Below are 12,860 nucleotides of genomic sequence, written 5' to 3' on the forward strand. Positions count from 1 at the left end.
CCGTCGGGCTAATTTTTACAGGTCCATGCACATCGGCACGAAGGCGATGCCATCCATTTCCACTTTCGGCCCCGTGGCGACAAAACCCAGGCTGGCGTACAGGGGCAAGGCATACATGGAGGAATTGACGGTAAACGCCGTCACATTGCCCCTGGCCAGCGAGGCATCACAGGCTGCTTGCCACAGGCGGCGCGCCATGCCGCGCCGGTGCAGCGCGCGCGGCACGAACATGTGGAACAGGTGCGTGTTGTCGCGCATGGCCACCACGCCGGCCAGTTCGCCATCGAGATGCGCCAGCTGGTACGCATAGCGTGCATCGGACAGATAGCCTTCGATGGCCGGCTGGCGGCAGTGTTCGATGAACTTTTCCGCCCCCGCGCCATCCGCGTGCAAGGTCAAGAAGGGCATCAGGTCGTCGATCAGGGCGACGATGGCGGGCGCGTCGGCGACCAGGGCGGGACGCATGATCGGTTCGGATAATGTTGTCATATTCAAATAATGCCATGCCCTCCTCCCCGCCGGCAACTCTCAACAGAAATCGCGGCTGCTGGTCCTCAAGCGTCCCAGCAAATGCGACATGTCGACCAGGCGCTTGGCCACCAGGTTGCATACCTGCCCTTCGCGCTGCCACACGCCATACACGCCCAGCAGCGGCGCGCTCAGCACCTCGCGCCGCTGGCTTTCCACCAGGGCGGGCCAGACGATGACGTTGACCGTGCCCGTCTCGTCTTCCAGTGTCATGAAGATGACGCCCTTGGCCGTGCCCGGACGCTGGCGCACGGTGACGATGCCGCAGGCGCGCGCCAGCTGGCCATTCGTGTAGCTGGCAAGCGTCGCGGCGGGCAGGAAACGCTGCTCCAGCAATGACTTGCGCAGCAGCGCCAGCGGGTGGCGGCCCAGTGTCAGGCCCTGCGCGCGGTAGTCGCTGACGATGCTCTCGCCTTCCGTCTGCGCGGCCAGCACGGGCAAATCTTCCTCTTGTGTCGTGGAGCGCAGCAAATCCCTGTCGGGCACGGCGCCAGCCGCCTGCCACAACGCCTCGCGCCGGTGGCCGGCCAGCGCGTGCAGGGCATTGCCGGCAGCGAGCACTTGCAAATCATGACGGTCAAGGCCGCCACGCCGGGCCATATCTGCCACGTCGATAAAAGCGGCGATGGCGCGCGCATCTTCGATACGCCGGGCGGCCTCTGCGCGCATGCCGAACAGGCTGTTCAATCCCAGGCGCACGGCAGGCGCGGCGCACGGCTCGCCCGATTCTTCCTGCTCTTCCAACTTCGCCTCCCAGCCGCTGACGGCCACCTCGACGGGCAGCACTTGCACGCCATGCCGGCACGCATCCTGCACCAGTTGCGAGGGACTGTAAAAGCCCATGGGCTGGCTGTTGAGCAAGGCGCACAGGAAGGCGGCCGGTTCATGGCATTTCAGCCAGGAACTGGCGTACGTCAGCAGGGCGAAGCTGGCCGCGTGCGACTCGGGAAAACCGTATTCGCCAAAGCCCTCGATCTGGCTGAAGATGGCTTCCGCAAACTCCCGCTCATACTCATTTTTGACCATCGTTTCGACGATGCGTTCCTTGTAATTGTTCATGCCGCCCTTGCGTTTCCAGGCCGCCATGGCGCGCCGCAACTGGTCCGCTTCACCGGGCGTGAAATCGGCCGCGATGATGGCCACCTGCATCACCTGTTCCTGGAAGATGGGGATACCCAGGGTGCGCCCCAGCGCCTTTTGCAAGCCCTTCGGATATACCACGGCTTCCTTTTGCTGGCGCCGCTGCAGATACGGATGCACCATGCCACCCTGGATGGGACCGGGGCGCACCAGCGCCACCTCGATGACGAGGTCGTAGAATTCACGGGGGCGCAGGCGGGGCAACATGCTCATCTGCGCGCGCGACTCGATCTGGAACACGCCGATGGTGTCCGCCTGGCACATCATGTCATAGGTGGCGGGGTCTTCGGCGGGAATATCCTGCAGGCGGAATTGCTCGCCGCGCCGCGCACTGACCAGTTCCAGGGCGCGGCGCAGGGCCGACAGCATGCCCAGCGCCAGCACGTCGACCTTCATCAAGCCCAGTTCCTCGAGGTCGTTCTTGTCCCACTCGATGACGCTGCGCTCGGCCATGCTGGCATTTTCAATCGGCACCAGGCGCGACAGTTTTCCTTTCGCAATCACAAAGCCGCCCGGATGTTGCGACAAATGGCGGGGAAAGCCCAGCAGCTGCTGCGCCAGGCCAGCCCACTGCTGCGACAATTCCGCTTCCGGGTCGAGCCCGCATTCGGCCAGGCGCTCCAGCAGATCGCGCTTGCCGTCGAACCAGCGATGCGCCTTGGCCACCTTTTCCACGATGGCCAGGTCGATCCCCAGCGCCCGGCCGCTGTCGCGCAAGGCGCTTTTCGGCCGGTAGCTGATCACTACGGCGGCCAGCGCGGCCCGCTCGCGGCCATATTTGCCGTAGATATATTGAATCACCTCTTCGCGCCGCTGGTGCTCAAAATCGACGTCGATGTCGGGCGGCTCGTTGCGCTCGCGCGACATGAAGCGCCCGACCAGCGAATTGCCGCGCGCCGGGTCCACTGCTGTAATTTGCAGGCAATAGCAGACAGCCGAATTGGCGGCCGAGCCCCGGCCCTGGCACAGGATGTTTTGCGACCGCGCAAAGCGCACGATGTCATACACGGTCAAAAAGTACGCTTCATACGACAGGTCGGCGATCAGCTCCAGTTCCTGCTCGATCTGCTCCTGCACGTTCGCTGGAATGCCCAGAGGAAAGCGGATGCGCGCCCCCGCATAGGTTTCCTCGCGCAAATAGGTCGCCGGCGTGTGGCCGTGCGGCACCAGCTCGCCGGGATAGTCATAGCGCAAGCTGTCGAGGGAAAATGTGCACCGGCCCGCGATGCGCAGGGTTTCCGCCAGCGCCTGCGGCGGATACACATTGGCCAGGCGCAAGCGCGCGCGCAGATGCTGCTCCGCATTTTGCGCCAGCGCATAGCCGCACTCACCCACCGGCTTGCCCAGGCGTATCGCGCACAGGGTGTCGAGCAAAGGTTTGCGCGAGCGCACATGCATGCATACATGGCCGACGGCCACCACGGGCAAGCCCAGCGCCTGCGCGGCGTCCTGCACGGCGCTGCGGTGCGCGTCATCCTGCGCCCGCTGCAGCAAATTCAAGCCCACCCAGCTGCGCTCGCTACCAAAGGTGGCTGCCATCCACGCCCCCTGTGCGCGCACGGTTTCCGGCTGGGCCGGATAGCTGGGCAGCAGGATCATCAGACAACCGGGCAAACCCCGCAAATGGGCAAACTCGGGCGAGGGCGCGGCGAAATCGTCTGGCGTCAGCAAATAACGCCCCTTGGCCGCCCGCGTGCGCGCCATGGTGATCAATTCCGACAGATTGCCATAGCCATCGGAATCCCGCACCAGCGCCAGCAAGGACAGGGCCGGGCTGCCGTCGGCCTGCGTCAAATGAAAATGCGCGCCGATGATCAAGGGGAAATCGGCCCGCTTGGCCACCGCATGGGCACGCACGACGCCCGCCAGCGAGCACTCGTCGGTAATCGCCAGCGCGTGATAACCGAGCTGGACTGAGCGTGCCACCAGCTCTTCGGCATGCGAAGCCCCATGCAGGAAGCTGAAGTTACTCAGGCAGTACAACTCAGCATACTCGGGTAAGACTGCGCCCCACATGATCCACCTCAATGCTGTATATAAACACAGTATATTATACTTATCTGGAATCGGGCTTATCGTTTATGCTGGTGTTTTACCTTTTGCCTCGACCGCCATGATCGTCCATCTCTTGAAATGTTTCGGCGCCGCACCCGGTGGCGGCAATGCGGCGCTGGTCGTGGAAAACGACCACGGCAACGTAACGGCGCGCCAGGCCTTCGCCCGCGAGCGGCAAGTGAGTGCCTGCGTCTTCATCGACCGGCAAGCGAATGGCGGCATCGTGCTCGACTATTTTTATCCGCACACGCGCAGTCCCCTGTGCCTGCATGCCACGCTGGCGGCCACGCATGTGCTGCTGACGGCGCCTGGCGCCCCGGCAACCCTGACGGTAACGACCGCCATGCGCGGGCAAGCCTTGCAGCTGGTGCGCAGCGCAGCCGGTCTATTCATCGGCCTGGCGCCGCAGCCCGCGCCGGCCGTCAGCGTGGAAAAATATATTCCGTCGGAACTCATGGGCCAGCACATGCACTTGCTGTCGCCGCCCGTCATCGCCTCCGTCGGCAGCCCGAAGCTGCTGCTGGAAGTGGCCGACCGCACCACCCTGCGCGCGCTGCGGCCAAACCTGGAACTGATCGCCGACTGGAGCGCCTTGCACAAGGTCAGCGGCTGCTATGCGTATTGCCGCACGGGCGAGAACGCATACGAAGGGCGCAACTTCAACCACCTCGACCCGGCGCTGGAAGACAGCGCCACGGGCGTGGCGGCTGGGGCGCTGGCAGCCCACTTGCAACAGTCGCTGGATTTGCATCAGGGCCACGTGACGCAGCAGCCCTGTTTGATCGAGGTGCAATACAGCGCGCAGGCAATCTGGGTGGGCGGCATGGTGCAACGCAGCACCTGAACGGGGCATGCTGCACCAGTACAAGGCAAGCCGGGCAGCGGCCAAAAGATAATCAACCAGGAAACAACAGTTACAACAAATTTGTAATAACAAAACAAAGTATCGCTGGTGAATGCTGAAATGATGGCACTAGAATCAAGTCACAATACCACTTGGAGATACTGCGTGCCCACCCTCACCACCTTGCGTAAAGCAGTCCTCATCAGCCTGTACGGCAGCGCCACCCTGGCCGCCTTCAGTCCCGCCGCCATGGCCCAGACCACGGAAGCGGGCGCCACGGACGGTCCCGTGCAAACGGTCAGCGTGGTCGGCTCGCGCCGGGTCGCCAGTTCCGCCACAGATACCATGGTGCCGGTCGATATCATTCCGATTTCCAGGGTGGCCGAGCAAGGCGGACAATTCGACCTGGCGCAATCGCTGCAATACATCTCGCCCTCGTTCAACTCCACGCGCCAGACGGGTGCCGACGGAGCCGACCTGATCGATTCAGCCGCCCTGCGCGGCCTCGGCTCCGACCAGACCCTGGTGCTGGTGAACGGCAAACGGCGCCACACGACGGCCCTCGTCAACCTGTTCGGCGCGCGCAACCGCGGCAACACGGGCACGGACATGAATGCGATTCCCTTGTTGGCGATCAAGAACGTGCAAGTGCTGCGCGACGGCGCCGCCGCCCAGTACGGCTCGGACGCCATTGCCGGGGTGATCGACATCGAACTGAAGAAAAGCCTGGGCTGCGAAGCGGTGGCCGGCTACAGCCAGTATTCGGAAGGCGACGGCAAGAATTACATGACCTCCGCCTATTGCGGCATCGCGCTGGGCGACAAGGGCACCCTGGCTATCACGGGCGAATACCTGGACCGGGGCCGCTCGAACCGGGCCGATGCGGACAGCATGCGCATCATCGGCGACACCAAGTCCAAGAACAAGACGCTGTACCTGAATGGCGACTACGCCACCAGCAGCACAGGCAAACTGTACTTCACGGCCGGCGCGCAGACGCGCGACGCGTCCAGCGCCGCATTCGGCCGGGGCGGCATCGGCAGCGACGACATTCCGTCGCGCAATTCCGCCGCCATGTATCCGAACGGTTTCGTGCCCTTCATTAACGGCAAGATCGACGACCAGTACGCCACCATCGGCCACCGCAGCCAGATCGGCGAATGGCATGCTGACTTTTCGCAAACCTATGGCTACAACAAGATGCGCTACGACATCAGCCACACCTTGAACGCCTCGATCGCCAATCTCGACTTGATGAACGGCGGCAAGGGCGTCAGCGCCAGCAGCTATGATGCGGGCGGCTTCTCGTTCCAGCAACTGACCAGCAACGCCGACTTCAGCCGCTACTACGATACCGTCATGCGCGGCATGAACGTGGCCTTCGGCGCCGAGTACCGCAGCGAGGAATACAAGATCATGGCCGGCGAACCAGGCTCCTACAGCGACGCCGATGGCGTGGGTGTGGGCGGCAATGCGGGCAGCCAGGGCTTTCCCGGCTTCCAGCCCGGCGACGCTACCAAGGCCAAGCGCCACAGCATCGCCGCGTATGGCGACGTGGAACTGGACTGGACGGAGCGCCTGAAAACCCAGGCAGCCCTGCGCTATGAAAAATTCAGCGACTTCGGCTCCACCGTGACGGGCAAGCTGGCCGCCAGCTATAAAGTGGCGCCCAACGTGCTGCTGCGCGGCTCGGCCAGCACGGGTTTCCGCGCGCCATCGTTGCAGCAAGTGTATTTCTCGTCCACCTTCACCGACTTCATCGGCGGCGTGCCCACCGACGTGGTGCTGGCGCCGAACGGCGGCGCCGTCGCCAACGCGGCCGGCATTCCCAAGTTGAAAGAGGAAAAATCCACCAGTTTTACGCTGGGCACCACCTGGACGCCCACGCAAGCCATTTCCATCACGGCCGACCTGTACAACATCAAGATCAAGGATCGCATCGTGCTGTCGGGCCGCTTCAATGCCGACAACTATCCGGACCTGGCGGCGCGCCTGGCCCTCTTGGGCGTGGGCGAGGCGCAATTCTTCGTCAACTCCATCGACACGCGCACGCGTGGGCTGGACCTGACGGCCTCGCACAAGGGCGAGCTGGCAGGCAACCGCCTGAACACCTTCCTGGCCTTGAATTTGAGCAAAACGGAAGTGACGAAAGTCAAGACGCCCGCCTCGCTGACGGGCTTCGAAGATGTCTTGCTGTCCGAGCGCGAACGCCTGTTCATCGAACAGGGCGGCCCGCGCGCGAAAGCCACCCTGGGCTTCGACTACATCACGGGCAAGCTGGAGTCGGACTTGCGCATCATCTACTTTGGCCCGCAAACCCTGGGCACCTTCAGCGGCACGGCCGAAGGCGTACCGAACGCCCGCTACAAGGCCAAGACCTCGGCCGACCTGAGCTTTACTTACAGCATCAGCAAGAACACCAAGCTGACCTTTGGCGGCAACAACATCTTCAACGTCAAGCCGACCACGCAAAACGCGGATGAGACGGATAACGGTTTCAAGTACGACAGCGTGCAATTCGGCCTGAATGGCGCTTCGTACTTTGGCAGACTGTGGGTGAAGTTCTGATCGCCCTGTCCGCCTAAAGAAACAGCGGCTGCGCCAGCATGGGCAGCCGCTGTTTTTTTATGCCAGCATCGACACGCGCCCGGATAGCAGGAGCTTGATGAGAGATGGCTTGCCCCCCAGGCAGGCGCTTCCCACGCGATAGATGTCCCGCTAGCGCCGTGGCTCCACGGATAGCTCATAAACGCCCATGCTCCAGTACTGGCTGCCTTGCCTGTTGCGGGCAAGCCAACCCAATGCCTGCAATTCCTTGCCGATCAAACGATTCATGATGCCATGTCCGACAAGCAGCACAGGCCCCCTGTCGGCCAGCGCAACAAGCCGCTCGGCGGCAGCCCTGGCGCGCCGCCGGGTTATCGTTAGCGAGTCCGATCCGCGCGCATAACCGAACAGCCAGAGCAGGCGAAAAATCGCTGCCCAGGCTTCGGGCGGCAGCCAAGGTGCACGCCAGAGGGCAAAGGGCAGCTCGGCCTCAGTGAAAATCGCCTCTTGCATGAACGGCAAGTCGCCCAGTGCCCTGGCCGACGAGCATGCCCTTGGTGCAGTGCTTGCCACGATAGTGGAGGCGGATAGCGCTGCCATGGGGCACTCTGCAGGTATGTCATCCTCTTTGATGAGCGATTGATTGTAGAGATCAATCCACTGTCCCATGTGCATCGGCGCTATCCAGCGTCCCTTGGCGAGGTTAGGCTCGCCGTGTCTCATTAATGTTATTCGCATGTTCAGTTTGATCGCCTCGCATATTATCAGTCTGCTTCCTGTCCCTTGCCTGGCCTCGCGGCTCCCGGCGGGCACGGCCGCAGTGAACAATCTTTGCCCTGCGGCGGAAAGAACGGATAATAGCGGCTAACTCATAAGCACAGTATTGGATTACCTCATGGAAATTAAAGTCAACTTTCTCGACAAGCTGCGTCTCGAAGCCAAGTTCGACGATTTTACCGTCATCGCCGACCAGCCCATCCGCTACAAGGGCGATGGTTCAGCGCCTGGCCCGTTCGATTACTTTTTGGCATCATCGGCACTGTGCGCCGCGTACTTCGTGAAGTTGTATTGCGATACACGCAATATTTCCACCGAAAATATCCGCCTGTCGCAAAACAATATTGTCGATCCAGACAACCGTTACCAGCAGATTTTCAAGATCCAGGTCGAGCTGCCGGCCGATATCTCCGCCAAGGACCGCCAGGGCATCCTGCGCTCGATCGACCGTTGCACGGTGAAAAAAGTGGTGCAAGCGGGGCCAGAGTTCGTCATTGAAGAGGTAGAGAATCTGGATGCCGATGCCCAGGCCTTGCTGGCCCTGAATCCGGCTCCTGGCGCGAATACCTATATCGTCGGCAAGGACTTGCCGCTGGAACAGACCATCGCCAATATGTCCGGTCTGCTGGCAGGCCTGGGCATCAAGATTGAAATCGCCTCGTGGCGCAACATCATTCCGAATGTCTGGTCGCTGCATATCCGCGACGCGCACTCGCCCATGTGTTTCACCAACGGCAAGGGCGCGACCAAGGAAAGCGCGCTGGCGTCGGCCCTGGGCGAGTATATCGAACGGCTCAGCAACAACCATTTCTACGCCGGTTCGTTCTGGGGCCAGGACATTGCCAACGCGTCATTCGTGCATTACCCGAACGAGCGCTGGTTCAAGCCGGGCCGCAAGGATGCGCTGCCGAAGGAGATTCTCGATGCCTACTGCCTGGAGATCTACAACCCCGATGGCGAGCTGCGTGGCTCGCACCTGGTCGACACCAACTCCGGCAATGCGGAGCGCGGCATCTGCTCGCTGCCGTATGCGCGCCAGTCCGATGGCGAGGTCGTGTATTTCCCGTCCAACCTGATTGAAAACCTGTACGTCAGCAATGGCATGAGCGCCGGCAATACTTTGGTCGAAGCGCAGGTGCAATGCCTGTCGGAAATTTTCGAACGGGCCATCAAGCGCGAAATCCTCGAAGGCGAAATCGCCCTGCCCGACGTGCCGCAGGAAGTGCTGGCGAAGTATCCCGGCATCCTGGCTGGCATCCAGGGGCTGGAAGAACAGGGTTTCCCCGTGCTGGTGAAGGATGCATCGCTGGGCGGCGTATACCCGGTGATGTGCGTCACCCTGATGAACCCCCGCACGGGCGGCGTATTTGCCTCGTTCGGCGCGCACCCGAGCCTGGAAGTGGCGCTCGAGCGCAGCCTGACGGAATTGCTGCAAGGGCGCAGTTTTGAAGGCTTGAACGACTTGCCGCAACCCACCTTTGCCAGCGAAGCCGTTACCGAGCCGAATAACTTCGTCGAACACTTCATCGATTCCAGCGGCATCGTCTCGTGGCGCTTCTTCAGCGCCAAGGCCGATTACGATTTTGTCGAGTGGGATTTTTCCGGCCACGGCGACGACTCGAATGCCGAGGAAGCGGCGACCCTGTTCGGCATCCTCGCCGACATGGGCAAGGAAGTCTACACGGCCGAGTATGACCAGCTGGGCGCCACCGCCTGCCGTATCCTCGTGCCAGGCTATTCGGAAGTGTATCCGGTCGAAGATTTAATCTGGGACAACACCAACAAGGCGCTGCTGTTCCGCGCCGACATCCTGAACTTGCACCGCCTGGACGATGCCAGCCTGGAAGACCTGCTCGAACGCCTGGAAAACAGCGAGCTCGACGAATACGGCGACATCGCCACCCTGATCGGCATCGAGTTTGACGAAAATACGGTGTGGGGCCAGCTGACGACGCTGGAATTGAAGCTGCTGATTCATCTCGTCTTGCAGCAATTCGAAGAGGCGAAAGAGCTGGTGGAAACCTTCCTGCAGTACAACGACAACACGCTCGATCGCAAACTGTTTTATCAAGCCTTGAACGTGGTGCTGGAAGTGGAACTCGATGACGAGCTGGAGCTGGACGATTACGTGCTCAATTTCCGTCGCATGTTTGGCGACGCCCGCATGGACGCGGTGCTGGGTACGGTGGACGGCAGCGTGCGCTTCTTCGGCCTGACCCCGACCAGCATGCAACTGGAAGGCCTCGACAGGCACCAGCGCCTGATCGACAGCTTCAAGAAATTGCACGCGGCGCGCGCCAAGGCCGCGGCCACAGCCACAGCCAGCTAGGGCGGAAAATCAGGGCTGGCTGCAACCGGCTGACGAGAATCAGCCGGCCAGCGCCGCGATCTCTTTCTGCATGTTCTCTATCGCCCGCTCATTGTACTGGTCGGCAAAATACGCATCGCCAAACAGCTGGCCCGCCTGCGCCTTGCCGCATAAATGCTGCAGGGCCAGACCCCGCTGCTCGTTGAAGCGCACGGGGTCCACATGCGCGTATTCGCGGCCGATGGCTTGCGTATACGCCTGATACACTTCCTCGTCCTGGCCGAGGATGGCCAGGTCGGCGCTGAGCATGGCGTCCTTCAGCACGTGGCTGATGCCGGGACCCTGGAAATGGTCGGTGGCGCGTATCAATTGCGCCACGTCCTGGTTGTCGCCCGCATCGAGGCCGCTGGCCAGCCACAGCTGGGCGCTGGCCTCTTCGCTGGAATACAGGGCATCGTCGTCGTGGCTGTAGACGGCGTCGTGGAACCAGAAGGCTTTCTTGACCAGCGCGCTGTCGCGCTTGGGCGCATAGGTATTGTCGGCCCACACGCGGATCTCGGACAGGCCGTGCACCAGGTGGTCGAGGTTGTGATAATGACGGTCTGCGCCACCATATGCCTGCGGCCCCGTCAGGTGCGCGAACCAGTGATCCGCCAGCGCGATGTCCGCTTGCGAGGCGGTGGCGTAATTCCACAGCGCTTGCCACTCCTTGCGCAGGCAGTCGAGTATCCACGCCTGGTAGGCCGGGCCGGGGACGAATTTCTTCATGGTCCAGTTCCAGCCCACGGGGCCTTCCAGCGCCTTGACGAAGCTGGAGCTGACAGAACCGAGGTCGCGCGGCGGCATGACGAAAATCGTCTTGGCGCCCTGCAGCACGTCCACGTTGGTTTGCTGGATCAGGTTTTCATAGTCGAAATCGGCCGTCGTGCGGATGCCGCGGATCAGGTAGTCGCAGCCATGCTTTTTCGCCGCGCGCGCCGTGTAGTCGCCCTTGACGATGACCACCTGCACATTCTCCCAGCCGCACTCGCGCGCGCTCTGCTCGATGATGCGCTTGCGGTCTTCGGCGGGAAATTGCGGCTTCTTGGCAGGGTTTTGCGACAGGAAGACGATCACCTCGTCGGCGAGCGAACGCGCTTCGCCGATCACCCACATATGGCCGTTGGTGATGGGATCGAGGGTTCCTGAAAATCCGATTCTCTGCATGTGCGCTCCGTGGTCTGGTTCTGCTTGTTTCGCAGACAATATAGGGCCACGGCGCGCACGTCAATGCACGCGGTTAAAGATCCGCCTCATCCCGCCTCGATCTGGAGGGAAATCTGCCTCATTTTTTTGCCGTCAAGGGGAATTCCACGCGCACACACAGGCCGCCCAGGCGCTCGGATTTATCCAGCACCAGGCGCGCGCCATGGCGTTCGGCGATGGCCTTGATGATGGCCAGCCCCAGGCCGCTGCCGTTGGCGTCCGTGCCGGGCACGCGGTAGAAGCGGCTGAAGACGCGTTCGCGCTCCTCGGGCGGGATGCCGGGGCCGCTGTCTTCCACAGATAGCGTCACGCCGACGGGGCTGGCGCGCAGGTCGATGTCGACCGTGCCGCCCTGCGGCGTGTACTTGATGGCATTGTCGACCAGGTTGCGCAGCATGATGTTGAGGGCGTCGGCCTGCCCCGCCACCCTGGCCGGGTCCATGTGGTGCAGGCCCAGGTCGATCTTGCGCGCCTGCGCGATGCCGGCCATGTCGCCCAGCGCACGCTTGACGACATCGTTCAAATCCACCGCCTGCAGCTGGTCGCCGCTGGCGGCGCTCGCTTCCTGGCGCGCCAGCACCAGCAGTTGCTCGACCAGGCGCGTGGCCCGCTCGATGCCGGCGCTGACGCGCGAAATCGCCAGGCTGCGCTTTTCTTCCGATTCGGCCCGCTCCAGGCTGAGTACCTGCAGTTTCAGGGCGGCCAGCGGCGTGCGCAATTCATGCGCGGCGTCGGCAACAAAATGCTGCTGCGCGTCGAACGCCGTCTTCACGCGCCCGAACAGCAGGTTCAATTCATGCACCAGGGGGCGCACCTCGTCGGGCAAGCCCGCTTCCGAGACGGGCGACAGATCGTCCGCCTGGCGCGCCGCCACCTGCTTGCGCACGCGCGAGACGGGTGCCAGCGAACCGCTGACGACCCACCACACGACCAGCATCAATATCGGCGCCATCAGGGCGATGGGCCCCACCGTGCGCAGGGCCAGGCTGCCGGCCATGCGCTTGCGCACGGCCATGTCCTGGGCGATCTGCACGGTCTGGGAACTGGTTTGCACGGAGAAGATGCGGTAAGTGGTGCCGTTCGCCTTCACGTTCGAAAAGCCCAGCACGGCGCGCTGCGGCAGTTCCGCGCGCGTGATCGAACGGAACACCTGCACGCCGTCCGGCGTCCACACCTGCACCACCATGTCGTTGTTGACAGGATCGGCCGGCAAGGCTTGCGCATGGTTGGCCAGCGGCGCGCCGGAGCGCAGCGACAGGGCCATCTGCTGCATGTGGTAATCGAAAATCTGGTCTGCGTCGTACAGGGCGCTGCGGTAGGCGATCGACGCCTGCGCCAGGGCCGCCATGATGATGGCCGCCAGCAAAAACCACAGCAGGCGGCCGCGCAGCGAGTGCGTCACCGTGACCTTCATCC

8 protein-coding genes are annotated in these 12,860 nt (G+C 62.6%); 3 read left to right on the forward strand and 5 right to left on the reverse strand.

The window, feature by feature from the left end:
• Positions 1-15 precede the first annotated feature (15 nt).
• Together ACQ4WP_RS04305 and ACQ4WP_RS04310 are read right to left on the reverse strand one after the other, a co-directional pair.
• Positions 16-489: a GNAT family N-acetyltransferase gene (locus ACQ4WP_RS04305; RefSeq protein ID WP_436518836.1), complete on the reverse strand. Its 474-nt coding sequence runs from the start codon at positions 487-489 to the stop codon at positions 16-18.
• 39 nt (positions 490-528) lie between these two features.
• Positions 529-3,684, reverse strand: a complete 3,156-nt coding sequence (locus tag ACQ4WP_RS04310; RefSeq protein ID WP_436518837.1) for an error-prone DNA polymerase — start codon at positions 3,682-3,684, stop codon at positions 529-531.
• A 97-nt stretch (positions 3,685-3,781) separates the two neighbouring features.
• Here ACQ4WP_RS04310 and ACQ4WP_RS04315 point away from each other — a divergent pair, with 97 nt between their 5' ends.
• Together ACQ4WP_RS04315 and ACQ4WP_RS04320 are read left to right on the forward strand one after the other, a co-directional pair.
• A complete protein-coding gene (locus ACQ4WP_RS04315; protein WP_436518838.1) occupies positions 3,782-4,567 on the forward strand; it encodes a PhzF family phenazine biosynthesis protein in 786 nt (261 codons plus the stop codon).
• A gap of 165 nt (positions 4,568-4,732) precedes the next feature.
• Positions 4,733-7,135 (forward strand): TonB-dependent receptor plug domain-containing protein, encoded by a 2,403-nt coding sequence (locus tag ACQ4WP_RS04320; RefSeq protein ID WP_436518839.1) that lies wholly within the window; start codon positions 4,733-4,735, stop codon positions 7,133-7,135.
• 150 nt (positions 7,136-7,285) lie between these two features.
• On the opposite strand, the gene ACQ4WP_RS04325 is transcribed toward ACQ4WP_RS04320, so the two are convergent.
• A complete protein-coding gene (locus tag ACQ4WP_RS04325) occupies positions 7,286-7,789 on the reverse strand; it encodes a hypothetical protein (RefSeq protein ID WP_436518840.1) in 504 nt (167 codons plus the stop codon).
• A 220-nt stretch (positions 7,790-8,009) separates the two neighbouring features.
• Between ACQ4WP_RS04325 and ACQ4WP_RS04330 the strand changes: the two genes are divergently transcribed.
• Positions 8,010-10,220 carry an OsmC domain/YcaO domain-containing protein gene (locus ACQ4WP_RS04330; protein WP_436518841.1) on the forward strand — a complete coding sequence of 737 codons (2,211 nt, stop codon included), beginning with the start codon at positions 8,010-8,012 and terminating at the stop codon, positions 10,218-10,220.
• Positions 10,221-10,259: 39 nt separating this feature from the next.
• Here the strand turns inward: ACQ4WP_RS04330 and coaD are convergent, their stop codons facing one another.
• Positions 10,260-11,405, reverse strand: coding sequence for a pantetheine-phosphate adenylyltransferase (coaD, locus tag ACQ4WP_RS04335; RefSeq protein WP_436518842.1), 1,146 nt, complete (start codon positions 11,403-11,405; stop codon positions 10,260-10,262).
• 118 nt (positions 11,406-11,523) lie between these two features.
• Positions 11,524-12,858, reverse strand: a complete 1,335-nt coding sequence (locus tag ACQ4WP_RS04340) for an ATP-binding protein (RefSeq protein ID WP_436518904.1) — start codon at positions 12,856-12,858, stop codon at positions 11,524-11,526.
• Between the last annotated feature and the right edge of the window lie 2 nt (positions 12,859-12,860).

Origin of the sequence: Janthinobacterium lyxosi (genome assembly GCF_051380665.1) — a bacterium.
In the GTDB taxonomy this organism is placed as follows: Bacteria; Pseudomonadota; Gammaproteobacteria; order Burkholderiales; family Burkholderiaceae_D; genus Janthinobacterium.